Source organism: Nostoc sp. (genome assembly GCF_036919615.1).
GTDB lineage: Bacteria > Cyanobacteriota > Cyanobacteriia > Cyanobacteriales > Nostocaceae > Nostoc.
The window spans coordinates 35,389-62,362 of sequence record NZ_JBALCN010000033.1 but is presented as its reverse complement, the minus strand read 5'-3'; the positions used below and the strand labels follow the sequence as shown (position 1 = coordinate 62,362).

The 26,974-nt window shown below is 42.3% G+C and carries 20 protein-coding genes and 2 pseudogenes; 16 read left to right on the top strand and 6 right to left on the bottom strand.

Annotated features, from left to right (window positions below; genetic code table 11):
• The first annotated feature begins 3 nt into the window (after window positions 1–3).
• Entirely contained in the window at window positions 4–618 is a 615-nt protein-coding gene (locus V7K48_RS10880; RefSeq protein ID WP_335072247.1) for a Uma2 family endonuclease, read from the top strand.
• Window positions 619–764: 146 nt separating this feature from the next.
• Window positions 765–1,379: a Uma2 family endonuclease gene (locus tag V7K48_RS10875; RefSeq protein ID WP_335072245.1), complete on the top strand. Its 615-nt coding sequence runs from the start codon at window positions 765–767 to the stop codon at window positions 1,377–1,379.
• Window positions 1,380–1,399: 20 nt separating this feature from the next.
• On the opposite strand, the gene V7K48_RS10870 is transcribed toward V7K48_RS10875, so the two are convergent.
• Together V7K48_RS10870 and V7K48_RS10865 are read right to left on the bottom strand one after the other, a co-directional pair.
• Window positions 1,400–2,752, bottom strand: coding sequence for a pentapeptide repeat-containing protein (locus tag V7K48_RS10870; protein ID WP_335072243.1), 1,353 nt, complete (start codon window positions 2,750–2,752; stop codon window positions 1,400–1,402).
• Between the two features lie 243 nt (window positions 2,753–2,995).
• Window positions 2,996–4,366 (bottom strand): DUF3370 domain-containing protein, encoded by a 1,371-nt coding sequence (locus V7K48_RS10865; protein ID WP_335072241.1) that lies wholly within the window; start codon window positions 4,364–4,366, stop codon window positions 2,996–2,998.
• A gap of 296 nt (window positions 4,367–4,662) precedes the next feature.
• Between V7K48_RS10865 and V7K48_RS10860 the strand changes: the two genes are divergently transcribed.
• On the top strand, window positions 4,663–5,994 hold the full coding sequence (locus V7K48_RS10860; RefSeq protein ID WP_335072239.1) for an FAD-binding oxidoreductase: 1,332 nt from the start codon (window positions 4,663–4,665) through the stop codon (window positions 5,992–5,994).
• A 303-nt stretch (window positions 5,995–6,297) separates the two neighbouring features.
• On the opposite strand, the gene chlP is transcribed toward V7K48_RS10860, so the two are convergent.
• Window positions 6,298–7,518: a geranylgeranyl reductase gene (chlP, locus tag V7K48_RS10855; RefSeq protein ID WP_335072237.1), complete on the bottom strand. Its 1,221-nt coding sequence runs from the start codon at window positions 7,516–7,518 to the stop codon at window positions 6,298–6,300.
• A gap of 1,282 nt (window positions 7,519–8,800) precedes the next feature.
• On the opposite strand from chlP, the gene V7K48_RS10850 reads away from it, so the two are divergent.
• The 4 genes from V7K48_RS10850 to V7K48_RS34990 all read left to right on the top strand — a co-directional run bounded on the left by V7K48_RS10850 (window position 8,801) and on the right by V7K48_RS34990 (window position 14,885).
• Window positions 8,801–11,671, top strand: coding sequence for a GAF domain-containing protein (locus V7K48_RS10850; protein ID WP_335072235.1), 2,871 nt, complete (start codon window positions 8,801–8,803; stop codon window positions 11,669–11,671).
• 497 nt (window positions 11,672–12,168) lie between these two features.
• Window positions 12,169–12,891 carry a cyclase family protein gene (locus V7K48_RS10845; protein WP_335072233.1) on the top strand — a complete coding sequence of 241 codons (723 nt, stop codon included), beginning with the start codon at window positions 12,169–12,171 and terminating at the stop codon, window positions 12,889–12,891.
• Window positions 12,892–13,128: 237 nt separating this feature from the next.
• Entirely contained in the window at window positions 13,129–14,625 is a 1,497-nt protein-coding gene (locus tag V7K48_RS10840) for an aldehyde dehydrogenase family protein (protein ID WP_335072231.1), read from the top strand.
• A 35-nt stretch (window positions 14,626–14,660) separates the two neighbouring features.
• The gene (locus V7K48_RS34990) at window positions 14,661–14,885 is read left to right on the top strand and encodes a hypothetical protein (protein ID WP_442949428.1); all 225 of its coding nucleotides are present in this window, start codon (window positions 14,661–14,663) and stop codon (window positions 14,883–14,885) included.
• 391 nt (window positions 14,886–15,276) lie between these two features.
• Here V7K48_RS34990 and V7K48_RS10830 read toward each other — a convergent pair.
• Window positions 15,277–15,867 (bottom strand): annotated as a pseudogene (locus V7K48_RS10830) (ATP-binding cassette domain-containing protein); the annotation flags it as partial.
• Window positions 15,868–16,412: 545 nt separating this feature from the next.
• On the opposite strand from V7K48_RS10830, the gene V7K48_RS10825 reads away from it, so the two are divergent.
• Genes V7K48_RS10825 through V7K48_RS10815 form a run of 3 tightly spaced genes read left to right on the top strand, consistent with a single transcriptional unit; the run spans window position 16,413 to window position 18,051 of the window.
• On the top strand, window positions 16,413–17,150 hold the full coding sequence (locus tag V7K48_RS10825) for a hypothetical protein (RefSeq protein WP_335072229.1): 738 nt from the start codon (window positions 16,413–16,415) through the stop codon (window positions 17,148–17,150).
• Window positions 17,151–17,166: 16 nt separating this feature from the next.
• On the top strand, window positions 17,167–17,289 hold the full coding sequence (locus tag V7K48_RS10820; protein ID WP_335072324.1) for a DUF29 family protein: 123 nt from the start codon (window positions 17,167–17,169) through the stop codon (window positions 17,287–17,289).
• Window positions 17,290–17,313: 24 nt separating this feature from the next.
• Entirely contained in the window at window positions 17,314–18,051 is a 738-nt protein-coding gene (locus tag V7K48_RS10815) for a class I SAM-dependent DNA methyltransferase (RefSeq protein ID WP_335072227.1), read from the top strand.
• A 170-nt stretch (window positions 18,052–18,221) separates the two neighbouring features.
• Here the strand turns inward: V7K48_RS10815 and V7K48_RS10810 are convergent, their stop codons facing one another.
• Complete coding sequence (locus V7K48_RS10810; RefSeq protein WP_335072225.1) at window positions 18,222–18,626, bottom strand: hypothetical protein; 405 nt, start codon at window positions 18,624–18,626, stop codon at window positions 18,222–18,224.
• Window positions 18,627–18,913: 287 nt separating this feature from the next.
• Here V7K48_RS10810 and ppsA point away from each other — a divergent pair, with 287 nt between their 5' ends.
• The 5 genes and pseudogenes from ppsA (at window position 18,914) to V7K48_RS10785 (ending at window position 24,959) form a co-directional block, all read left to right on the top strand.
• Window positions 18,914–21,406, top strand: coding sequence for a phosphoenolpyruvate synthase (ppsA, locus tag V7K48_RS10805; protein WP_335072223.1), 2,493 nt, complete (start codon window positions 18,914–18,916; stop codon window positions 21,404–21,406).
• A 12-nt stretch (window positions 21,407–21,418) separates the two neighbouring features.
• Complete coding sequence (locus V7K48_RS10800) at window positions 21,419–21,838, top strand: element excision factor XisH family protein (protein ID WP_335072221.1); 420 nt, start codon at window positions 21,419–21,421, stop codon at window positions 21,836–21,838.
• Window positions 21,826–22,185 (top strand): XisI protein, encoded by a 360-nt coding sequence (locus V7K48_RS10795; RefSeq protein WP_335072219.1) that lies wholly within the window; start codon window positions 21,826–21,828, stop codon window positions 22,183–22,185. Before V7K48_RS10800 ends, V7K48_RS10795 begins: the two co-directional genes overlap by 13 nt.
• A 234-nt stretch (window positions 22,186–22,419) precedes the next feature.
• Window positions 22,420–23,253, top strand: a pseudogene (locus V7K48_RS10790) (GNAT family N-acetyltransferase).
• A gap of 116 nt (window positions 23,254–23,369) precedes the next feature.
• Window positions 23,370–24,959, top strand: a complete 1,590-nt coding sequence (locus V7K48_RS10785) for a dolichyl-phosphate-mannose--protein mannosyltransferase (RefSeq protein WP_335072217.1) — start codon at window positions 23,370–23,372, stop codon at window positions 24,957–24,959.
• 193 nt (window positions 24,960–25,152) lie between these two features.
• On the opposite strand, the gene trmB is transcribed toward V7K48_RS10785, so the two are convergent.
• Window positions 25,153–25,800, bottom strand: coding sequence for a tRNA (guanosine(46)-N7)-methyltransferase TrmB (gene trmB / locus V7K48_RS10780; protein WP_335072215.1), 648 nt, complete (start codon window positions 25,798–25,800; stop codon window positions 25,153–25,155).
• A gap of 218 nt (window positions 25,801–26,018) precedes the next feature.
• Between trmB and V7K48_RS10775 the strand changes: the two genes are divergently transcribed.
• Window positions 26,019–26,672 (top strand): type ISP restriction/modification enzyme, encoded by a 654-nt coding sequence (locus tag V7K48_RS10775; protein WP_335072213.1) that lies wholly within the window; start codon window positions 26,019–26,021, stop codon window positions 26,670–26,672.
• Window positions 26,673–26,974: the final 302 nt, after the last annotated feature.

The window sequence follows — 26,974 nt, the reverse complement described above, 5'->3', positions numbered from 1 at the left end:
TCTATGGTCTCAGCCACAATTAATACAGGTACTCTTAACTGTGAGGCATTCGTTGCTGGATATCTGGATGATGTCCGCTACGAGTTAATCGATGGAGAACTAATAGACTTGAAACCCACTGGACTTCATGAACAGGTAACTGGGTTAATTAATCGTAAGCTCAACGTAGCAATTGATCTGCTCAACTTGCCTTGGTTTATTCCCATGAAATGCCTGATTAAACCATTAGGTCAAAATTCAGCCTTTAGACCTGATGTTGTGATTCTTGATCAGACGACTTTGGCGAATGAGCCATTATGGAAAATTGAGCCACTGATTACACTAGGCAAGTCTGTTAAATTGGTGGTGGAGGTTGTCAGCACCAATTGGCAGAATGACTATGCCCGGAAAGTGGAAGACTACGAAGCTTTAGGCATTGGGGAGTATTGGATCGCAGATTATCTAGGGCTAGGAGGCAAACGCTACATCGGCTTATCCAAAGAACCTGTAATTACAATTTATCAGTTAGTCGATGAAACTTATCAAGGACAACAGTTTAGGGGAACAGAACGCCTCATCTCCAAAACATTTCCAGATTTGAATTTGACCGCAGAACAGATATTTGTTGCAGGTCGCTAAAGTTAGAGATTGGAGAACACGTGGCGCTCCTTGGGGATAAATATTTACACTTCTTAAAGATAATAAAAAAACATAAGTGCGAATTTTTTCAACTAAAAATCAATATTTATTGCAGGATAAAGTAAAACATATATGGAGGTAAGATTATGACCCAAGCGTTGCCCAAATTACTCACCTTCAATGAATTTATCGAATGGTATCCCAACAATGGGAAACGCTATGAATTGCACAAAGGAGTAATTATTGAAATGCCGCCTCCAACCGGATCGCATGAAAAAGTTGTAGGATTTATAGCCCGTAAGCTAACTGTCGAGTTCGATCGCCTGAACCTTCCCTACACTATACCCAAAACCGCATTGGTTAAAACTCCTTCTGCTGAATCCACTTATTCGCCTGATGTGTTGCTGCTAAATCTTGATAATCTCGATAATGAACCGCTTTTTCAACAACAGTCAACAGTAAGCCAAGCAGCATCACTTCCAATAGTTATTGAAGTTGTTTCCACTAACTGGCGAGATGATTACTACAATAAACTTAGGGATTATGAAGAAATGAGCATTCCCGAATATTGGATTGCTGATTATGCTGCATTGGGTGCAAGAAAGTTCATTGGCAATCCCAAACAACCCACTATTTTTGTATGCGAATTAGTTGATGGTGAATATCAAATGACACCGTTTCAAGATAACACCGCGATTTCATCACCTACCTTTCCCCAATTAAATTTAACTGCACAGCAGATTTTTAATGCGGCTAACTAATTTTTTATCTAGTCTTATAACTATCTTCCCAACTTATTCGGAATACCTTCACAACCGCCGGGAATAGTACCTCTAGTTTTTTCGCCACCCCAAGTACAACAGTAGCAACGTGCAGACTCAGACATCCGTTGCACATTGCTGAAATCGGCATTTTCCACCACAGCGCCAGTTTGTTCGCCGGTTTCATAATCTGGTGGTTCAGTGCGACTGCGGGGTGATGCTTGCTCCACTACACTGTAGAATAGGCGAATCCCGTTGATGTCAGCACCACTGAGATTAGCATTATATAAAATTGTGCGGGAAAGATTGGCTTTTACTAAGTCACAACCGACTAAATTAGCGCGGACAAGATTAGCTTCGCTCAGGTCAGTCCAACGCAAATCAGTACCAGAAAGGTCTGCGGCGGCTAGCATGACGCCTAAATCGATGACACGCACACCTTCCAGGCGGTCTTCTGCATATCCGCCAGTCCCGTCGAGAATGGCTCGACCTAATAACCGATCGCGTTTTAGGGGTGAGAGCAACTTGGAACGTGAGAGAAAGCGGAGAATTTTCGCTTTACCACTGCCATCTACACTACTTAAAATTGCCGCAGTGCGTCCTTCAGCGATCGCTCTCTCTTGAGGCCAATCTTCTAATAATCCTTCTTCATCTAATACTAAGTCTGAAACGCCTTGGAAATAGGAATCAATTGTCTGCTGCTGGGTGATAATATTTTGCTGAACTGTCAGCAGGTTTTGCTGAATTGTCAAGTCTTTGGAAATGACGTATTGTCGCCATGCTACGTAAACAGCAATGACAGCAATGAAAATTTGCCCCAAAGCGCCAAACCAGTCTGCTAGGGTTCCAGCAATATCCCAGTTAATCTGGCGTCCCAAAACAAGCAAGCGATCGCCTACACCTGTAAACCTGATCAAGCCGATGATGGCTACTATTAGTCCCAAAAAGGCAACAAACAGGGTACGTTCTTCGGGTGAAAACCACTCGTCTAAGGCTTTTTGCAACCAAGGCAATAGTATTGCTAGGGATAACAGCAAAGTTATCAGCGTTCCGATAATGCCAATGATCCAGTTATTCAGGATAACTCCGATAAAAGTGATGGCGATCGCTATTAGAGTAATCAGCAATGCCCTTGGCTTAACTATAAATTGCTTGGTAGTGGGTTGCTTGAAGTCAGAACGGGCTTGTTGTAGAGCAATTGTATGCTGCGGAGATTGCAAAGACCCAATCACCGCTAGGGCTTGTTGTGTCGCTAGTGTTTCTGAGCTTAGGTTCTTCTCAGTTGCACCACCGTCAAAGTCATCTGGCTGCAAGTCATTTTCAGGGACTGGTTCTGGGGTTGGTAGATTAGAGGAATCGGATTCAATCGTCATGTTTTCTATTTTGCCCCAGCACATTTAGTTCAGCATCTGTTTTATCAGAAATTGCACTAAACCCAAAACGAAAAGCCTGTATTCTATGCAGATGATAAATGCTAATTTTAACAGTTTTCAATTGTGTGTACTTCACGCAATTTGTAGGGGAACCACAGCAGTTCATCTGGATTAACTTAACGGAGAAACTCGCGCTGGCAAGCGTTTTTCAATAAATTTTTTTGCTCCCGTCTGCCCTCTGCCTTATGTTTGGTTTACAGTTTGAATTGTCAGCATTTGAGGGGGGGCAGCATCAGGTGGGTAGAGAAAATCCACTTCTACCATTCGCCGCTGGCCAGGAGATATTTTTAATTGAGCCAGCGGTTCTCCCATCTGTCCCTCTTGTTGAACTAAATGCCAGTATTGGGTTCTGGGTAAGCCATTATCGTCATTGTAGCGAATACGAACTGTGCCTCGGAATAAGACGGATGATAGGGGTGGTGAAGAAAAGCGAAGCCCTGGTTTACTTAACTCATCTTCTTTGATAGGTGTTTGGAAAAGCACATTTATAGTTTGCGGCTTATCCGTATTGTTGATTAATGGTAGAGAGATGTCGTATTCAATGCCATAGTTGCCGTGAGCTTCGTAAGCAGTACCAGGATAACGCGCTACTAGTTTAGCAGTTTGGTTTTGTCCAGTACCCATTTTACCTGCTAAAAGGGTACTTAAACCGTAGGAAAAAGCTTGTCCTGATTCAGGAATTGTCAGGTATGAACTATTAGAGTCGGTAACTAGTGCTTGCCAACGAGAGCCAACAGCTACCCCCGCTACCCGTCCGTAAATTTCTGTTGCCCCTGCAAGGTGATTTGGAGGACTGGGGGCAGGTTCACGGGGTCCTGCAAAATCACCATTTTCTAACAAGTTCTCCCATTCTTCTAAAGTGGGCGCTCGTTCACTACCATCGGGATTAGGTTTAGCAAACATGGCCAGGTTCGCCAGATAAACTGGACCATCACTATACAAACGTAACAAAGTAGAACGTCCATTCAATGGGGGTGTTAAAGTCCGCACTGGAATTGGATGATTCATTAACATCCGGCTTTGTTTTGGTGGAATTACCAACTGGGCTGGCCATCCTGACTGCCGTCTGACTCGTAGCACATCATTCATCACGCGATCGCCAGGCCCAGCATAAATATTTCCCGAATTATTTGACTGCATGGCGGGAAGTTTGATAAAAGGTGCATCAGGTTGACTAATATAACTAGCTGCTTGCAATATGTTGACAGTTGCAGGGCGATCGCTTGGATTGTAAACAATTACCCCCAAATAAAGAGTCCGCAAATCATTTGGAGTCTCAATCGCTCTAGCAATGTGGTGAGAAAATAAATCAAACCGTCCCTGAAATGGAAAGTTCAAGTGGGCGCTGGGCACTCTTTTGCCTTGGGGAGGAAATGTAGACAGCAGAATACCTTCACTTTGAACTACTTCTGGGTTATTACTGTTAAATACTGGTACTGCATCAAGATGTCCTCTTAAAGGTCTTGTTTGTTGGGGAATGAAGATTTCCTGTGGTGCAGGTGCAGGAGGAGGCGATGCTTGAGCCAAAAACAAATAGGAAATAAAATTAAGCATTTATTCAAAAAGCAATTTATTACTGAAGTTAAGAATACAGCATACCTAACCTCCCCCCAAGGGTGACAAGTTAGAGGAGGGTTGCCAAAACTCTCACCAAAAAGACTTTTGAGCAGGGAGCAGGGAGCAAGGCAGAAAGATTCTGAAATTCCCAGCAATAGAGGGTTTCAAGCCCCTACATTTATGTATGAGGTTTTCCCTGTGTCCCCTATCCTCTTCATTTTTTCCACATAGCGTGAAAAGTCAAAACTCTTACTAGCTGTTTGTAAAATGAAGTTGCAAATATAGCAGTCTTTATGCAGCGTTCCTACCGCAGTAAATTCTTAAAAAACAGGCTGAAGATTATTTTGCTTGTGCTTGTGGCAACTACCACAATTGTCCTGACAGTGATCGCCAGACCTGTTGCTCACCTGACTTTAACAGCCTGGAGCGATCGCGATGACCGTCAACCTCTGCCTCCCGGCACAGTTGATGATGCTAGTCACCTGAACCAGACACAGGTAACAATTAAGCAGGTTAAGAGTCAGCCTGGAGTTGCTGAGGTGATACTACAGTCTGTACTCAGAGATGCCTTGCATCAAGGTAAGAAGGTAGCGATCGCGGGTTCACGTCATACTATGGGTGGTCATACTCTGTATGCTAAAGGCATCTCCCTTTTGATGCTCCACTTCAACCAAATGCAATTCAATCCGGCAACTAAAATCCTGACGGTGCAATCGGGAGCTAAATGGTCTGATATTATTCCTTACCTAAATGAACGTGGTTATTCTGTCGCCGTCATGCAGTCCAACAACGATTTTTCTGTCGGCGGCACGATGAGTGCCAATGCTCATGGCTGGCAACATAATAGTCCCCCCTTTGCTAGCACGGTCGAACGTTTCCGGTTAATGCTGGCAAGTGGCAAGGTTGTGGAGTGTTCCAGACAGGAAAACCCAGAGTTATTTTCTCTAGTTTTAGGCGGTTACGAACTATTCGGGATCATTCTTGATGTGGACTTGAGAGTAGTACCCAATGAGACGTATATAGCTGAACGGTTCGTGATTAAAAGTGAGAACTATATTGATACCTATCGGCAACGCGTAGATGATGCAGCCACTATTGGTATGGCATACGGTAGACTTTCTGTTGCACCGGAAAGCTTTTTACAAGAAGCTATTCTTACCACCTACCACCGAGTTCCAGAAACAACTCACACTATTGTCTCTTTAAAAAAACAAGCAGAGTCTGGATTACCTCGGACGGTATTCCGTGGCAGCATCGGCAGTGACTATGGTAAAAGCTTGCGCTGGCAATTAGAAAAAATTATTGGGGGAGAAGCTGGAAACCGGGTTTTGAGAAACCAGATTCTCAACCGTTCCTCTGCCTTATTTGAGAATTATCACCAGGCAGAGACTGACATCCTACATGAGTACTTTATTCCCCCTAAATCTCTGCAAGCATTTTTAGAGCAGTGTCGCACCATTATTCCCCAGAACAAAGGAGATTTGCTCAATGTCACGGTACGAAATGTTCACCAGGATAACGACAGTTTTCTCAGATATGCCGACCGGGAAGTTTTTGGACTGGTGATGCTGTTTCATCAGCAACGCACCCCAGAAGGGGAGGCAAAGATGCAGGTAATGACCTAGAAACTGATTGATGCAGCTTTAGGAGTCGGCGGTAGGTACTATCTTCCCTATCGCCTTCGTGCTACACCTGAAGAATTTCGTAGAGCTTATCCACAAGCTGCTAAATTTTTCGCCCTCAAGCGCAAGTATGATCCTAATGGGATTTTCCAGAATTATTTTTATCTCAAATACGGCAGTTAAAGGGGAGTATTGATATATGTTGTGGGGTGGGCGTCTCGCTCGCCTGATTAATCAGCGTGCAAGATATCCACCCCACAAAATTGAGTAATGTACTTGTTGGAATTCCCAGTCCTTTGCCCTCAATTAAGGTGCAAGGGCATTACCCCGAATTAGACTACCAATAGTTTTGGCAGTAATTTTCAGTTGGGTGATTGGATTAGCTGGGACAACCGTCTTATATAAATAGCTATCGAATGTTAGCCGCTGGACATCAAGGTCATCGCACATTTCCACAAACGCCTCGCGGGTGGCATTGGAACGATAGAACACAGTTTGCAGAATGTCCAGTACCTTGTAAGTGAGTCCGTATCTTTTATCCCAACGCTTCAGATAAACCTTAAGGTCATCTTCTGTAGGAATACGGCTACTACTGTTATATGCTTCTACAATGGTTTCGGCACACATCCGCCCAGATTTAGCAGCAAAATAAATACCTTCACCAGACGACTTAGTAACGTAACCAGCAGCATCACCCACCAAAGCGATGCGACCAACAACACGACGGGGACGGGGATGTTCAGGAATGGGGTGCGCTTCTACTTTGATGATTTTACCGCCTGCTAGCTTCTCAGAAGCACGGGCGCGGATACCAGCTTGTAACTGTTTGATGCTGGCTTTATTGACCTGCATTGTGCCAGTACCGACAGCTACGTGGTCATATTTAGGGAAAACCCAAGCGTAGAAATCGGTAGAAACGTCATCACCGACATACATTTCGGCGAGGTCGTTGTAGTAGGCCATTTTGTCTTCGGGTAAGCGAATCCGCTCTTGGAAGGCGATCGCATAATTATAATCCCCAGCGTCCATTTCTTTAGCAACGCGAGAATTAGCTCCATCCGCCCCAATGATTAAATCTACCTTCAGGGTTTTGGCAATACCCTGTGATCTACCTTCTGTATGGTCAACGTAATGAATGGTATAGGGGTCAGTATTGTTTCCTGGTATATCGAGTTTATGAACAGTAGCATTAATTAAATTTGCGCCTACTTTTGCCGCCCGATCCCGCAAAAAACCATCTAGCACTTCCCGGCGGCACATTCCTATATATTCATCTTCATTTATCAGATTGATATCAACCTCGCGATTGGAAGGCGAAATCATTTTCATCTTCCGTACCCGGCGATCAATAATCTCTGGTGGTAGATCAAACTCACTCACCATACATAGGGGAATTGCACCCCCACAAGGCTTTGCATTGTCTAGCTTCCGCTCAAACAGGTAGGTTTCAATCCCAGAGGCTGCCAGTGTTTCTGCGGCAGATGAACCAGCAGGGCCTGACCCAATAACAGCAACCCGTAGTGTCAAAGGTCTTTCTCCCAATCTTCACATTTACCGAGAGCATATTATCACGGTCTTTCGGCTGATTTGGCGCTTTACCTTCAGGTTCCTACTGAAATGCAATATTCCTTAATGTTTCGATACGAAAAGCGAGATGGGGGAATGGAGAATTTGGTTAATGGAAAATTTACTAAATTCTGGGACTTTAAGTCCCTCACAACTAACAAAACGTTCGGCGAGCGTTCAGTCGAGCCGTCGAGTTGTGGCAAGTTTTGTAGTGGGGTCTAAATCCCCGTGGCAAAACTTAATTACCTTAGTGTTAACGAGTAATCGTACTCCTACGGAGAAGCAAGCTACGCACAACGTCTCGTAGAGAGCGTTGGAACAAGCATCTATTGGAGCATCATTACGAATTACGAATCATTTTCAGTTTTTCCCAAATCTTTTGGGGATATCAGCTCTAAATGATTGATACGCTTCTCTTCCAGAGCCAAAAAATCATGCCTAATAAGTCTAATTACATATAGCAGATTGCAATTTGGTGAGGTACAGATCATCGTAGGGGCACAACATGTTGTGCCCTACGCGTGTACTTCATTTACCTGCAATACATTGTAAGTAGTAAATATAAAGTTTTAAAAGTAAAATTTATCAAAATTTTTACTTGCAAAAAAAATAATCGTTATGTGTTGATATATCAAACTTTTCCACCATTGTCAGGTTAAATAATCTTTTAAACAATAATGATTAAGATATTTATTTTGATTGTACCTAAGTCAATTTTTATTTACGTGTTACTCACCATATCATGCTAGAACTTGATTGAAAGTTAATAAAGTTTGCATAAATTAACATCTAATAAAAATCAGAATTATTCCTGATGCTCTAGATGAAAAAGCCAGTTTATATTCAAACCAGGTAACCAAATTAAGAAATTTTTATGTTGTTTATATCCATCCTGATGTCTTTAAACTGTTTAGCTATTGCAAGTAGCTATGGAAATGCAAAAGTTAAAGTAGCAATAAATATCAATTCATTACAATCATCTGAAAAACTCAAAAATCTCGCAGATAAATTAGTATTTGATTTGCTCTCCACTCAAAGGATCAGATCCTCGACTTCTTGAAGAAGTCGGGGATCTTTTTGTTCCTAACTCCTGCACAGATAGCTATAGTAATGTCGGTATTAAATATAGGAATCCTGTTTGATTTGTGAGAATTGCTTAGATACAGCCGCGCCACGATTTGCAGCAGATAGTAGCTTTGTCGGTTACATCGGTTATTGTATATATATAACATAAGTGCTTATAGTGGAAAGCCAACCTATCCTAACAGAAAACTCCTCGGCGTCTAGAATTTTTTTTCATCACCTACGTGAAAATACAGAGAAAGATCAGACAGCAGAATTAACAACAGCACTAAAACAACTACAAGCCGAAACTGCAAAACGCCAAGCAGTTGAAGCACAGTTACACCAAAAAACATTAGAATTTGCAGCGATTTTGCAAGTACTTCCTGATTTGTATTTTCGTCTCGATGTTAATAGAACTATCCTGGATTACAAGCCAGGATTGATGGAGAATTCGTATGTTCCAATAGGAGATTGTCAGGGCAAGAGTTTGCAAGAATGCCTACCAACTGCTGTAGGCGATCGCTTCCACCAAGCAATAACTCAAGTACTTGAAACTCAATATGAAGTCAGTTTTGAATATACCTTACCACTCGCAGAAGGGAAAAATAATTTTGAAGCTAGGTTATTACCATTACCAGACCAGCAAATCATAGTTCTTATCCGCGACACCAGTGACAACATCCAAGCAGCATTAATAGAAAGCGATGCTAAGTTTCGCAGCATTGTTGAAAACGCCCATGACATTATTTTTGCACTGACCCTTGAAGGGATATTGTCCTACGTTTCTCCTAATTTGACTGATATTTTAGGGTATGAACTTGCAGAGGTTGAAGGTAAATCCTTAATTTCCTTCATACATCCTGACGATGTGCTTATTTGTGAAGATTATTTCCAAAGAATTTTGACAACAGGCGAAAAACAAGACGCAATTGAATATCGAGTAAAACATAAAAATGGCAGTTGGCCATGGCATACAAGCAACTCATCTGCTATTAGAGATGCCAATGGTAATATTTTAAACTTGGTTGGTATTTGCTTTGACACCACCGATCGCAAACAAGCAGAGGAAGCTTTAGCAGAACGAGCGCGTTTAGCAAATTTTCGTGCCGATGTAGACGCGGCCCTCACCCAGAGTGACAGCTTACAGAACATGATGCGCCATTGCACTAACGCTTTAGTTGAACATCTTGATGCAGCGTTTGCTCGCATCTGGACGCTGAACAAAAAAGACAATGTACTAGAGTTGCAAGTCAGTTCTGGGATGTACACCCACATTAATGGACCCCATAAACGTGTGCCAGTCGGTCAATTTAAAATTGGTTTGATTGCCGAAGAGGGCAAACCCCACCTAACTAACTCTGTGCAAACAGATCCCCGCGTGAGTAACAAAGAGTGGGCACAGCGAGAGGGAATGGTCGCCTTCGCTGGCTATCCTCTGATTGTTGAAGATGAAACTGTAGGGGTGATAGCCATGTTTGCCCGCCAAGTGATAACAGAATCAACTTTCACAGCGCTGGAATTTGCCGCCCAGGAGATTGCCATTGGCATCAAGCGCAAACAAGCAGAAGTTGCACTCAGAGAAAGTGCCCAGCGAGAAGCACTCCTCAATCGTCTTTCTAGCCAAATTCGAGCTTCCCTGGATCTCAATTACATTGTGGAAACCGCAGTTCGGGAGATTCACAACTTATTCCAGATTGATCGCTGCGCCTTCTTATGGTATAGGCAAGATGCTGATGTACCCTACTGGGAGAAAGTATATGAGGTGAAAAGTTCCTTTTTACCCTGTCTGCTTAACCACAAAGAAGCAACTAATGCAGAAATCGAACTAATCGCAGTCAAAACCTTGAATAGAGAAATCATCCGCATTGATGATGCTGAGACTGTGGACGATCGTAAGTTTTTGCAGGATTTTGGTTTCACTGCGTTTATGTCGCTGCCTGTACACACCCAATCTGGTGAGATAGGTGCATTTAGCTGTGGTTCTTGTAGTGACTTTCGACCTTGGCTGGACAATGAAGTAGAATTACTCCAAGCAGTTACAGTTCAACTAGCGATCGCCATTGACCAAGCCAAACTTTACACCCAAAGTCGGATCGCCACCCAAACTGCCCAAGACAAAGCCCAGCAACTAGAAGCGGCATTGCTAAAACTTCAACAAACCCAAGCGCAACTGATTCAAACTGAAAGAATGTCTAGTTTGGGACAATTGGTTGCAGGTATTGCCCACGAAATCAATAATCCCGTCAATTTTATCTACGGCAATATTAGCCACGCCCATGAATATATCAAGGATTTACTGTACTTGGTAGAACTTTATCAACAGAACTACTGCCCACCAACACCAGAGATTCACGAACAAATCTACGCCATTGATTTAGACTTTATCAGGCACGATTTACCCAAAATCCTAGATTCTATGAAGATGGGAGCCGAACGGATTCGGCAGATTGTCCTATCTTTACGCAATTTTTCTCGCCTTGATGAAGACGGCACGAAGCCAGTAGATATTCATGAAGGTATTAATAGCACCTTACTGCTGTTGCAAAATCGCCTGAAAGCCAAACCAGGACATCCCGAAATTCAAGTCATCCGAGACTACGGCAACCTGCCACCAGTAGTGTGTCACGCTGGACAGATGAATCAGGTGTTTATGAATCTGTTGATAAATGCGATCGATGTTTTAGAAGAGGGAGTGGGAAGTAGGGGAGAAGATCCTCCCCTCTGCTCCCTGCCCCCTGCCCCTCTGCCTCTTCCCATGCCCACAATTCACATTCGCACCCTCATCCAAGAAGACCATGTAATCATTAGTATTGCCGACAATGGACTAGGTATGACTGAGGAAGTACGCAAACGCCTATTTGACCCTTTCTTCACTACAAAACCTGTAAGTAAAGGCACGGGTATGGGTTTATCAATTAGCTACCAAATTATTGTCAAAAAACACTGCGGGCAAATCCAGTGTATTTCAGCACCAGGAGAAGGTGCCGAGTTTATCATCGTGATTCCACTACAGGAGCTAACCCTCAACGTAGATATCATACAACCTTAATCTAAACTTAATTAAAATTTAACCTATTGGTTGTTAACTAAGATTAATTCACTTTTTGCTGCAACATTTGAACCCCCCAGCAACCTAAGTTTACAGGAATTGGGGGGATTATTTCTCCTAATATAGGGAATTAAGAGTAGGAATGTTGCAGTTAAATCGATTGAAAAACGTTGTAATGGTAGTATTATCTTTGCGTAGGCGTAGCCCAACCCAGCGAAAACTCCAGCCAGTACGTTCCTGTCGTCTTGCGTCGGAATCTTCTGGCATAGAGCGGCGGTTCCCGCCGACCTGTTAGCAACGCAGCGAAAAGTGTATTGTGTCGGTTCCCAACGTTAGCGCAGCGGTAGCGAGTCTGCATACTCCTGCAAAGAAGTAAGCTACGCGTAGCGTCTCGTAGAGAGCGTCTCTGAACTTTTCAAAACAGGAGCGTCACTTTTCAAAACAGGCATCGCACCGTTGAAAAAAATCCCTGAGTACAAATAAAATAGAAGGCTGGGATGATACAACCCCAAAGTCAAAATAGTATCACCTACACACGCGTTATCCACCTAAGTCATGTAATTGACATAGATATTCCTCAATGGTCTGGAGATCCCACAGTAGAATTTGAAACTGTAGCTGAACTAAATAATGATGGCTATTATCTGCGACGTTTCTCCTTGGGTGAACATAGCGCTACCCATATCAACGCCCCTAACAGTTTTCATAGTTCTACCGTGGGAATTGACCAATACCCCGCCCAGTCCCTGGTTGTACCTGCGGTGGTCATAGATATTCGCCAAGCCACAGCGGTTAATCCTGATTATGTCCTGACTATTGCTGATGTTGTGGCTTGGGAAAAACAATACGGTGAAATTTTTCCTGGCTGCGTAGTTATACTGAATACTGGATGGCAAGAGAAGTGGTTGGATAAAAGTGCATTCCTAAATCATGATGCTCAAGGAATTGCCCACTTTCCAGGGTTTGGCAGCGATGCAACTCAATTATTATTGAATGAACGGCAAATTGCTGGAGTAGGAATTGATACTCATGGCGTAGATCCTGGACAGGATAAAAGTTTTGCGATTAACCGCTTAGTTTTAGAACAACCGCGGATTGTGTTGGAGAATCTGACAAATTTGGATCAACTGCCACCTAAAGGTACTACTCTAGCGATCGCAGTTCTGAGGTTACGTGGTGGCTCTGGTTCTCCTGTGGGAGTGTTGGCGTTAGTGCCTTAAGGCAAAGAATTCAGAACTCTTTCTATGAGAGGCTGCGCTCTAAGCGTAGCTATGCCACAGGCTTTACGACGCCGCTCAGGGCAAGCCGCTCAGTGCATCGCTAAAATTTATTTATGGGGATTGTAATTTTGAATTTTGAATTTTGAATTCCCCAAACGGGTTGACTTGACGATAATGTAGAAAGCAAGCAAACTTAATACACAAGTTTCAGTGGATCATCAGCCGGAGATTTTCAAGATGACAACTCCGCTATCTTGCCGCAATTACATAGATGGTCAATGGTTGAGTGCTGTAGGGGAAGTAACTTTAGAAAGTCGCAACCCTGCGGACAAAACCGAAGTGGTTGCCACATTTCCCCGTTCCCAAGTTAAGGATGTAGATACAGCCGTAGCCGCTGCCCGTAAAGCCTACCGCAGTTGGCGCACAGTCCCGGCCCCAGCTAGGGCAGAATACATCTTTCGCATTGGGGAAATATTACTCCAGTATAAAGAAGAACTTGCCCAGTTAATCAGTCAGGAAATGGGTAAACCCCTGACAGAAGCCAGGGGAGATGTGCAAGAAGGTATTGACTGCGCCTTTTACACTGCTGGCGAAGGGCGGCGACTATTCGGGCAAACCACACCGTCGGAAATGTCCAATAAATTCGCCATGACTGTGCGAATGCCCATAGGAGTTTGTGCCTTGATTACTCCCTGGAATTTCCCAGTGGCAATTCCTTGCTGGAAAGCTATGCCAGCTTTGGTGTGTGGCAATACAGTCATCCTCAAACCTGCCGAGGATACCTCAGCCTGTGCAACTAAATTGATTGAAATTTTCCAACAAGCAGGTTTACCACCAGGAGTAATTAACTTGGTGCATGGTGTAGGAGAAGAGGCGGGTAAAGCTTTAGTTGAGCATCCCAATGTAGATTTGGTGTCGTTTACTGGTTCTTCAGAAACAGGCGCTTTTGTCGGCGCTACTTGCGGACGCACTCACAAACGTGTCTGTCTGGAAATGGGTGGTAAAAACGCCCAAGTGGTGATGGAAGATGCGGATTTAGAACTTGCTCTCGATGGTGCAGTGTGGGGAGCATTTGGGACAACTGGTCAACGATGTACGGCTACCAGTCGCCTGATCTTGCATCGTGACATCAAGGAAAAATTTACCCTCATGCTTTATGAGCGTACCAGTAAGTTACGCTTGGGTGCTGGCACTGACCCTAATACAGATATTGGCCCGATTGTCAATGAAAAGCAACTCCAACAGGTGAGCAAGTATTTGGATATCGCCCGTGAGGAAGGAGCAAAAGTTTTAATTGGTGGAGAAATTGCTAGTGAAGGCTTATTGAAAAACGGTTATTTCTTTCAACCAACTATTTTGGATGATGTCACTCCCGATATGCGCGTCGCCCGTGAAGAGATATTTGGACCAGTAGTGGCATTGATTGAGGTTAGTTCTTTTGAGGAAGCGATCGCAATTCTCAACGATAGCAATTACGGTCTTTCTTCTTCAGTTTACACCCGCGATATCAACCGGGCTTTTACTGCTATGCGCGACATTGAAGCAGGTATCACCTATATTAACGGCCCCACTATTGGTGCAGAGGTACACTTACCCTTTGGTGGTGTGAAACAAACTGGTAACGGACACCGCGAAGCTGGAACTACAGCCTTGGATGTTTTCACAGAGTGGAAAAGTGTTTATGTTGACTTTTCTGGAAGTTTGCAACGCGCTCAGATAGATAACCGCAGTTAATTTCGCAATAAGCACGATTTTCAGCTAAGTAGACTTTGTTCAAGCGACCAAAAGTCAACTCTGACCACGCACAACGACATCATACTCCGACTATAAATAATGAAGTCATCGCCAATCACTTAGAAGCCTTATTAACCCCAGCAGTTTTTTCACAACAAAAATATTATAAACAGTTAGGATTACGAGACAGAGTTCTTAATTTATCCTTAATGGTAGCAGCAGTATTAACACTGTTATGGCGACAAGTTCCTAACGTTTAAGAGTTTAATCATATGTTAGCACGAGAAGCTTTATTATGGTGTCCTGTTACTAAAGTTGCCCAACAATCAATCTTCAGTTTGATTTTTAGTTTTCCCCTCTGAATTATTTGAGCGAGTGTTTAAAGATTTCAGGACTTACACAACTGGCACAAAGACTCAAGCGACCATTGCCAGATAGTGTGAAGTTTGCGCTCTGCAATTTTGAACGAATATGGATAATTAGCTGTATGCGATCGCCTGAAAAAGCATTACTTAGTTTTTTACAACAGAGTATTGATCATACTCTATTGCCGGAGAATAAGATAAAGTAATAACTAGACTGGACTGTTTAGCATTTGAGATCCGGAGGGTAATTAAAGCCTTAATGCAAAAGGAAACGGTGAAAAGTCAGTTACAAACGCTGCCGTTGAATAAGTTGACTAAATAATCCTGCTTGATTTGCTATTTGCTCAAAATTACCTTGCTGGACTAATTTTCCATTTTGTAGAACATAAATTCTGTCGGCATTGCGAATTGTGCTCAGGCGATGTGCCACAACGATCCGAGTGACATTCAGCTTTTCTAAACTTTCGCTAACTATTGCTTGCGTATGGTTATCTAAAGCGCTGGTGGCTTCATCAAAAAGCAGAATTCGCGGACGTAAAGCCAGCGCTCGGGCAATTAATAATCTCTGTCTTTGTCCCCCAGAAATATTTTCAAAGATGGATGCAGACATCAAGCGGCTGTTTTGCAGCACTACGCCTAACTGACGACGAACCGCATTCACATTTAACCCTGCCAGTTCTTGTACGTCGTAATAAATACTACCAGATTCTGGGGTGTCAAATCCTAATAATAGTCGAAATAGGGTGGACTTCCCGCTTCCAGAGGAACCGACAAAGGCGATAAATTCTCCTGGTTCTGCCTGCAAGCTAACATCATCGAGGGTAAGCGGCCCGTCTTCTCGGTAGCGAAATATTACATGTTTAATTTCAACTCGTCCAGGCTTACAAATATTACGCAAGGTACAACCCACGTTACAGAAGCGCTGGAGCGATCGCAAGTCTCTTTTGAAGGAAGGGGCTATTCCTCAAGATACTGTACTTCAGGCACAGCAAGAATCTACCCACTCTTCTGTCACTCTCCGAAAACTTTTGCAATTTCTGAATTCTAGAGTTTTTGTATAGCAGGCGATGTCTACGACGGGCTACGCCTACGCGTGATTCTTTTCTAATAACAAATACAAGACCAATTTTTTTCTAATAGTATAGCTTGTATTGGTTGCCTCATGAGGCTTCTAGCGATCGCTCTCGAGGAAAGTGACAGAAGAGGGGTATATTTTAGTTTACAGTGATCGGGATCACACCATTTTATTAGTAAAAATAGATAGTATCAAGCACATAAACACCAAATAACTGTCAAAAAGAGGAGCTAAAAGGCTCTACTTTTACAGGCTAAAAGGATGCATGATACCTTGATGAGGACTAAACTCACCAGTTTTTAATTCTTACCAAGTTATCTAAAAAAATGAGAAAAAGGTAAATGGTAATGCTCGACCTCTTACAAAAAAATCAATTAAGTGCTACAAAAACACTAAAAGTTAAAAATGAAATTTTGGCACGAGTTCAAGATCGAAAGCCAGAAACTTTAAATGCCGAAATGAAATTTTACATAACTGAATTACTTCCTTATTTTATCAAGTTGAGCCAACATAATCCTGCTTTAAATGTAACAGAGCAGTTACGGCTTTTAGTGGGTGTTTGGACACCAATCTGGTCTACTATCTCGTTTCATGAAAGTTTACCAAAAAGAATACAAGAGCAGTCCTTCCAAATTTTCCAGCGTGATGGTTATTGTGCCAGTATAGCTCGCTATATATTGGGAAAAGAGTCGTCTTTATCCCATAATTTTGAATCAAATTTACCAGCTTATGATTTCATGGTAATCCAAAAATATGGAGTTCAAAATGGTAAATGGGGTCTTAAAAATATTGATAGATTTCAGGCTTTTAAAAATAGAGAAATTCCTCTAACTTTAGAATCAGTCTACAACTGGTTTACTAATGTAGTTAACACTAAAGTGAAACTGAATACGTCCAAATCGGCTTTGCCTAAAGCTGTCAAATTAGAAAATTTAGACATAAATCATCCTAATGAATTTCAAAAAATATCCTTAGCAACTTCTCAAGTGTTTGAGAATTTATATATAGATAATGACTGGCGACTTGTGAAAACTCAAACAGATGCCTCACATTTACCTAATTACACAATTTTAGTGAAGAGGTAATGAGGATTGGGAGTGGATACAGAAATATTATCGATGCGCCCGTAGAGATGCAGCAAATGAGACTCAAAAGCCAATAGAAACTTTCCCCCTTGAGTGTCCTTTCACTATGGAACAACTTTTTAATCCTGCATTCCTCTAAGTTAGACTGCTGATACTAAGCAATATGAATAAGTGGTACAAAGAAGACCTTGCGTTTATTCATGATGACGGTTTCCGTGACTTTGCTCTCAAATCTGCTCCCGGCATCTTAGAAATCCTGGCTCAAAACAAAATAGATGATGGACTAGTGGTTGACTTGGGTTGTGGTAGCGGTTTATGGGCACAAGAACTTACCAAGGCTGATTATCATGTTCTCGGAGTTGATATTTCTGAGTCGATGATTAATATCGCACGAACAAGAGTGCCGGATGCCGAATTTCGGATCGATTCACTATTTAAGATAGATATTCCGCCATGCAATGCCGTCACATCAATTAGTGAATGCATCAGCTACTTGTTTGATCCAGACAACGATCGCCAAACGCTTGTTCAATTTTTCCACCGCATATATAATGCCTTAACTTCTGGGGGTGTATTCATCTTTGATATTGCCGAGAAAGGACAAGTTGCACAAGGTACTACAACAAGGGGATTCACGGAAGGAAAAGGCTGGGTAGTATTAGTTGAAAAGGAGGAGGATCAAGAGCAAATAACTTTGACTCGCCGAATTACCAGCTTCCGCAAGGTGGGGGAACACTACAGACGATCTGACGAAGTACACTACGTGCGGTTATACGAAGCGACAACGATTGCAAGTGAACTCTGTCATGTGGGCTTCCAAGTTGAAACAACCCGTAGTTATGGTCAATACGTTTTGTCGAAGGGTCATGTAGGATTCATTACACGCAAACCAGCATCGTAAATATCTAATCTCAAATCCAATATCTAATTTTTTTTGCTATGGTGATCCCAAAGGAATTGTTAAGTGCTTACGAGGTATCAATCAAGTGATTAGTCGATTTTTTGGTATATATTCTAATATTAGACTATAAGTATATACAGATAATTTATCTTTAAAGTGCATCTGTTTTGTTATTTGTTGGGTTGGGTAATACGTATTTCGATATCCTCCAAGGTTTGTAACAATAAACGAGTTGCCTGCAATTTCCAACCCCATTTCTGTATTCTGTAAGCTGATACAGTCCCAACTACAGATGCTAACAAGCCTATGGGTTGATTTAAAGAAATTCCCACTAACAAACCCAATCCAGCAATTCCCCAAAATGGTAAGGATACCGCTTGTCTTTGTTCTTCGACAATTTGGGTAATCATATTAGATTTGATAGTAGCAAGTAATGCCTCTTTGACTTGCTGCTGTTCTGTTGCTGATACTGTTAAACTTATTTTACGGCGCAGTTTTTCAATTTTACGGGCATCAGTGCTGTACTCAGTTAGCTCATCTTCTGCCATTTTCAGCAGTCGTTCTAGTTGCACCATTGTGGATTACTTCAAGTATTCAGATATAGCCATTATCTCGAATAATTGTTATTTCTAGACTAGAGTTTGCAATTTAATTGCATAATCCAAAATCACCTCGCTGACTGCAAAATCTAAAATTGAAGATAGGAAAAATATACAAGTACAACACAGTGTAAATAAGCAGACCATTTAAAATCCCTAAAAAGCTTATTCCATAATACTTTTGACTTTTGACTTTTGACTTCCGCCTTGCAGTACTAGTGGTTACGCACTGATCAAATTGAGTATAAACTTAAAAGGTAATTATGGCTACTGTATCTAAAAGCACTTTATCTGGATTTGCAAAAGAGCGATCGCTCATCTTGTGGTTTGATGAAGTTGGCATTGCTGATATCCCTATAGTTGGTGGGAAGAATGCCTCACTGGGGGAAATGATTCAACAGCTAACGCCCAAAGGGATTAACGTTCCCACTGGATTTGCCACCACTGCCTATGCTTATCGTCATTTCATTCAATCAGCAGGTTTAGAAGCAAAGTTACGCCAACTCTTTGCCGACTTGGATGTTGAGGATGTCAAAAATTTACGAGAACGGGGAAAAAAAGCGCGATCGCTATTAATCCATACGCCATTTCCTGTAGACTTGCGAGAGGCGATCGCTAAAGCTTATCAGAGTCTGGGTGAACGATACAACGCAGAGACAGATGTTGCAGTCCGTTCCAGCGCCACCGCTGAGGATCTGCCTGATGCTAGTTTTGCTGGACAGCAGGAAACTTACCTCAACGTTGTCGGTGCTGAAGGAGTTTTAGCAGCTTGTCACAAGTGCTTTGCTTCCCTATTTACCGATCGCGCCATATCTTATCGCCACACCAAGGGATTTGACCACTTTAGCATTGCTCTAGCTGTGGGCGTGCAAAAAATGGTGCGCTCTGACTTAGCAACCTCTGGGGTGATGTTCTCCATTGACACAGAAACCGGTTTTAAGGATGCTGCACTAATTACAGCTGCCTACGGTTTAGGGGAAAATGTTGTTCAAGGGTCTGTAAATCCCGATGAATACTATGTTTTTAAACCAACTTTAAAAGCTGGTTTCCGCCCAATTATCGATAAAAAATTGGGCAGTAAAGAACTGAAAATGATTTATGATGACGGCTCTAAATTTACGAAAAATGTGTCTGTTTCGTCTAGCGAAAGAGGCAAATTTGCTCTGAGTGATCAAGAGATTTTACAACTAGGAAGTTGGGCGTGTTTAATTGAAGACCATTATTCCCAAGTCCACGGCATTTTCACTCCAATGGATATCGAGTGGGCGAAAGATGGAATTACTAACCAACTTTTTATTGTGCAAGCGCGTCCTGAAACTGTCCAGTCGCAGAAGACGGGAAATGTGTTGCAGAGTTATCGATTGGTATTGGGAGATAGGGAATGGGGAATAGGGAATGGGGAAAAATCTTCCCTCCCTGATTCCCAATTCCCAATCCCTCTTATTACGGGACGAGCGATTGGGGAAGCTATTAGTCAAGGGAAAGCACGCCTAATTTTAGATGTTCAGAAACTCGAACAGTTCAAACCTGGGGAAGTTTTGGTAACAGAAAGAACTGATCCTGATTGGGAACCGATTATGAAACGCGCCAGTGCAATTGTCACTAATTCTGGGGGCCGCACATGTCATGCAGCAATCATTGCGCGAGAATTGGGTGTACCTGCGATCGTGGGATGCGGCAATGCTACAGAAATTTTGAAACCTAGACAAGAGGTAACAATTTCTTGTGCTGAAGGGGAAGAAGGAAAAGTTTATGCAGGCTTATTACCTTTTGAAGTTGAAGAAGTCCCTTTAGAGAACTTACCCCGCACCCGCACTCAAATTTTAATGAATGTTGGTAATCCCCAAGAAGCATTAAGTTTATCGGCAATTCCCAACGATGGAGTCGGTTTAGCGCGGACAGAATTTATCATTGCGAACCAAATCCAAATTCATCCAATGGCGTTAATTCACTATGACTTATTAAAAGATGAATTTGTGAAAGCTAAAATTGCCGAAATCACTGCACTTTACGACGATAAACCCCAGTATTTTATAGATAAATTAGCCCAAGGCATAGGTAGAATTGCGGCGGCATTTTATCCTAAACCAGTGATTGTCCGAATGTCAGATTTCAAAAGTAATGAATATGCCAATTTGTTAGGTGGACGACAGTTTGAACCCCATGAAGAAAACCCAATGCTGGGTTGGCGGGGGGCGGCGCGTTACTATGATCAAGGTTACAGGGAAGCTTTTGCCCTAGAATGTCATGCCATCAAGCGGGTAAGGGAAGAAATGGGTTTGACGAATGTTATCCCGATGATTCCCTTTTGTCGTACTCCTGATGAAGGGCGTTTGGTTTTGGCAGAGATGGCAAAAAATGGTTTAAAGCAGGGTGTTAACGACTTGCAGGTTTATGTGATGTGTGAGTTGCCCAGTAATGTTATTCTGGCTGAGGACTTTGCCGAGGTATTTGATGGCTTCTCGATTGGTTCCAATGATTTAACTCAGCTGACACTGGGGATAGACAGGGATTCAGCGTTAGTAGCGAGGTTGTTTGATGAGCGCAGTCCTGCTGTCAAGCAAATGGTGAAAATGGCTATAAAAGCTGCAAAAAAATATAACTGCAAAATCGGCATTTGTGGGCAAGCACCCAGCGATTACCCAGAATTTGCTCAGTTTTTGGTGGAACAAGGAATTGACTCAATCAGTCTGAATCCAGATTCGGTTTTAAAGACGATGTTGGAAGTGGCAAAAGTCGAGGGTACTAATTCGTAATTCGAGTAATTTATGCCAGTTAGAGACCGTTACCACGAAAACTTGAAGAATGCTCTAATTAAAGATGGCTGGACTGTTACTAACGATCCTTTTCATCTAAAGTGGGGAAAAAAGGATCTTTACGTGGATTTGGCTGCCGAAAAGTTGCTCATAGCAGAAAAAGGAACACAGAAGATTGCTGTAGAAATCAAAACCTTCAGTGGCGACTCAGAAGTAGCAGACCTAGAACAGGCGATTGGTCAGTACTTTACGTACCTTGCTGTCATGAGCCGCAATTATCGAGATCGGGTTTTGTATATCGCTGTTCATGAGGATGTTTTTACTGATATTTTTGAGGAAGAGCCGCTTGGTAAACTTATATTGGAAGACTACAAAATTCCTCTGATCGTTTTTAATCCAAAGCGAGAGGTTATTGTCCAATGGCTAATCTAGAGCAATATAGGCAGCTAATTTGCAGCATTCTTACTGAACACACAAAGATTCCTTACTCTTACGGCAATATTCAGCATGAAACTATCTTTGATCGAGAACAGGATCGATATTTGGTAATGATTCTTGGTCGAGAGCCAGTGCCAGAACTCTCTCCAACTGCAACGCGTCGTGTTCACGGCTGTCTGATTCACCTTGATATTATTGATGGCAAAATTTGGATTCAACGTGATGGCACTGAAGAGGGGGTAGCAACGGAACTAGTTAGGGCTGGCGTGGCGAAGGATCAGATTGTATTGGGATTTCGGTCTGAGGAACTGAGGAAAGATTCAGAATTTGCTATTGCATAACCAACTCAATGACCAGCAATTTGGTAAACTACTCGAAAATTAACCTTGTTATTCTTGATGGAATTTTTCTAGCGATCGCTGAAGATTACTATTTATTCTCTAGCTAAAAAGAAAACTTGACCTGTTCTTTTAGTAACACTCTGCTGATGTAATTGTCTTTATAGCTTTTGACTGGGCAACCACAAGTATCTTATTATCTTGCAGAATAGCAACTTTGTTTAGCCAAAAGTTAAAATGACAAATCTTTTGGAAACTGAACGCTTGATTATTCGCAGTTGGATACCCGAACGCGATGCTGAGCAAGCCTTTGTAATGTATAGTGACCCTGAAGTTACGCACTTTCTTAGTAAAGCTTCTCGCCCCGCGAGCATTGAGTCACAGCGTCAGCGCCTGATTCAAGGTATCGAGCGAACACACCGACGCAATAATGTTACTGGATCTTGGGCAATTGTCGAAAAGGAAACTACAACAATTGTGGGAACTATCCTTCTGTTACAATTGCTCGACAAAGATGGTTTACCCACTCAAGATTATGAGGTAGGCTGGCACTTGAGGCGAGCTTCTTAGGGTAAAGGATATGCAACAGAAGCAGGACGAGTTATGCTCAACTATGAATTTAGTGTTTTGAACTTGCCAGTGATTTATGCCGTAGTGAAGCCAGAAAATCATCCCTCAATCCGTGTAACTCAAAGACTGGGTATGAAACCAATGGGGCGGACAAACAAGTATTACGGTATTGAACTGCTCCTGTTCCAACTAGATGCACCTGAAGAGTGGAGGGGGAGCTGGGGAGCAGGTGGAGTAGGCGGTGGAGGTGGTGGAGGTGGAGCAGGCGGAGCAGGTGGAGCAGGTGGTGGAGGTGGTGGAGGCGGTGGAGGCGGTGGAGGTGGTGGAGGTGGTGGAGGTGGTGGAGGCGGAGCAGGTGGAGCAGGTGGAGCAGGTGGAGCAGGCGGTGGAGGCAAAGCAGGGGAAGCAGGGAAAGCAGGGGAAGCAGGGGAAGCAGGGGAAGCAGGGGAAGCAGGGAAAGCAGGGGAAGCAGGGAAAGCAGGGGAAGCAAGGGGAGAATAAATAACTAATGCCAAATACTTTTCTACCAGAGGCTATGCCAACGGCTTCTCTACGAGACGCTCTTGCGTTCGCTCAGTACAAGTGCCCAATGACAAATGACTAACGACTAATGACTAATGAATAAAAAGTGGTTCCAAATTGGGATGGTGAGTATATTTCTTCTCTCACTTGCCTTACGGTTTTGGGGACTGGAGCGATTTAACACTCTGGTATTTGATGAAGTTTACTTTGCTAAATTCGGTAATAATTATCTCACGCATACACCATTTTTTAATGCTCATCCGCCGCTAAGTCAATATATTATTGGTATCGGCATTTGGATTGGCAGTCACATTCCTTTTTGGCACGATACGGTAAATGGGCTGACAGGTTCATTGCGATCGCCTTGGACTTATCGGTGGTTAAATGCGCTTACTGGCTCATTTATCCCTTTAGTTGTGGCTGCGATCGCTTATCAATTGAGTTATCGTCGTAGCTTTGCAATGCTTGCAGGTTTGTTCACAGCTTGTGATGGCATCTTTCTGGTTGAGTCTCGCTATGCTTTAAGTAATATTTATATCGTCATCTTTGGTTTATTAGCGCACTGGTTTTTATTATTAGCATTAGATAACCAAAATCGGCGACGTTCTTTTTGGTTAGTTCTTGCTGGCATTACTTTTGGTGCATCAGTTGGTACTAAGTGGAATGGTTTATGGTTTCTGTCAGGGGCTTATCTCATTTGGATAGCAGCTTGGATAATTCATTTGATACATTCTTTTTCTAACCCCAAACTCTTTTTTACATCCCCCTCATTGAAGGAGGCAGGAGTCAGGAGGCAGGAAGCAGGAGGCAGAAGTCAGGAGTTGGAAGTCAGGAGTCAGGAGTCAGGGGTTAGTACTTATTCTCCCTCATCCCCCACCCTGCGGGAAGCTAAAGCTACATCCCCCTCATCTCAGACACCACTACAAAACTTGACTCAACTAAATATTTTTCAGATGCTGTTTTATCTAGGAATTATCCCAGCTTCTATCTACAGCATCATCTGGATTCCCCACCTTCAATTAGATAAAACATATGGATTTATTGCAGTACATCAGCAAATTTTGAAGTTTCACTTACATTTAGGTGGTAATAGTCCTAAAGTACATCCTTACTGTGCTGCCTGGTACAAATGGCCTTTGATGACTCGACCAATGGCATATTATTATCAAACGGCTGAAAGGATCACTGAACCATTACCTGTAATGGGGCCTCCTTTGCCTGCCGGTGCTGGACAAGTTATTTATGATGTCCATGCAATGGGCAATCCATTTTTGTGGTGGTTTGGTGTTGCTGCGATGTTGTTTTTAATAGGGATGCTGGTGTCACAAGTAGTGATCTTTTGGGTGAAGGAAAAGCCTTTTTCTGTGCCTGCAACTCTTAATGTTGATACTTGGATTGCCTTGTATTTAGTTATAAATTATGCTGCTAACTTATTACCTTGGGTGAAGGTGACGAGGTGTGTTTTTATCTACCACTATATGTGTGCAGTAGTGTTTGTATTTTTAGCGATCGCTTGGTTTGTTGATCAGTGTCTTCGCAGTTATTATCAGCAACTTCGCGTAGTAGGTGTCACCATTACTTTTATAATTCTGGTTGCTTTTATTTTCTGGATGCCCATTTATTTGGGTTTACCTCTCTCTCCTGACGGTTATAAGCTGCGAATGTGGTTCAACTCTTGGATTTAAATTCAAGATTAGGGAATTAACATTCCTAAAGAAGACCAAAAGCGACTATTTCACCCTTTCCAACATGCGGACAATATTGGAAACATTCGCGACGCGCTCGCTAAAAAGTGTGTCGAAGCACACGGAGGCGAATGTTTTAAGGCTGATTAATAAAACTTGTAAATTTGGGAATTATGTAATATTAATAATATTTCTATTCAGTATTTATCACTCTCTCAAACAAAGCTCGATAAACAGGTTCACCCCTTTTTTGTGTACCTATTTCTCGTTCTGTGGGGACTGGTAGTGGATTTTTGGCTAACCATTTTCCCGTACCGACTTTCTGAAAAGCTGGATTTTCAGCAAAGCGATCGCGCATTTCCACAGCAACAAATTCCATATCTGATTGCAGAAATACAACTCCACCAACCGCAAGATAATTAGTTAAGTCTGCCACTAGTTCTGGTTGAACTACACGACGTTTAGCGTGGCGGGTTTTAAACCAGGGATCAGGAAATTGAATTGTAACGCGTTGTAAACTTCCTGGAGGGAGGGAAGATAAAAGTGAGTGCAGTGAGTTATTCACATTGCAAAACAAGTAATGCAGATTTGTTAAAGCCAACTCAGAACGTAACTTATTCGCCTCTCCCACCAGCGGTTCCCGAATTTCTAAGCCGAGATAATTCCAGTTGGGTTCTATCTTGGCCATATTCACCAAAAACTGTCCCTTAGCGCAGCCAATATCTAAATGTAGTGGTTGATTTGGCTTTGCATAAATGTTTTCCCAGTCAAGGGGACTTGCTGGTGTTTGATACTTTTTACCAAGTGGATTAACATGCTGACGGACTCGGACTGCTGCCAAAATTTGCTCTCCTTTACGTGAAAATATCCTGTGGTGTCACATTAGAGCAGCAATTGGGGATTGGATTGAAAAAACCAACAAAATATTCATAATTATACTAAAACACACTCGATTAGAGATGGGCAAAGATAGATATACGCTTTTGAATATCCGCCGCCTTGGTCAAATTGACGAGTAGGTAATTGGTAGGGTGCATTAACGTAGTGTGACGCACCAGTTTGCGATCGTTTTTAGGAGTCGAGCCGCAGAGGGCGCAGAGAAAAAGAGAAGGAAATGAATCTACCGTATTATTACTTAAGCTATTGTATTTAACACAATTCCAAAACCATTACAAAGACTTGACAATTACCAAATTAGATATTTTCCACTACACCTACGCCGTCTTGCACAATCCCGCCTATCGCACCAAATACGAACTTAATTTAAAACGAGAATTTCCCCGATTACCTTTCTATAATGACTTTCACAAATGGGTTAACTGGGGTAAACAGTTGATGGATTTGCACATCAATTATGAAACTGTCAAACCTTATCTTTTAAAACGAATTGATTTACCTTTGGTTAAAAATGACAATAGAACACCAAAAGCAAAACTAAAAGCCGATACAACTAATGGAACCATTATTTTAGATGATGTCACAACTTTAGAAGGTATCCCCAAAATTGCTTGGGAATATCGCCTTGGCAATCGTTGTGCTTTAGAATGGATTTTAGATCAATACAAAGAAAAGAAACCTAAAAATCCAACTATTGCCGAAAAATTCAATACCTATCGCTTTACAAATTACAAAGAACAGGTAATAGATTTACTGCAAAGAGTTTGCACCGTCAGCGTCGAAACAATGCAGATTATTCAAGAGTTCGAGATGTAAGCGATCGCTCACCTTTAGTCTAAAGTCCAGTTAATACCTTTGCCAAAAATAAAGGTAGGTCTAATTTTTACCAAAACAGCCCAAGATAAACGTGTGCTTGAGTGTTAAGGAAAACGTCAAACCTTTATCACCTGAGACTTTGAAGGAACTCTTGCTTGAGCGTAAAATAGTTAGTAATTTCTGCAAAAGTAAGCAGTGTAACTTTTGTTTCTGCTCGGATTGGCTGTAATAAAGCTTTTAGGCTGCAATGTGAACTGTTAGCCTTTCTATATACGCAACCTTCACTCATACCAGGTATCCGA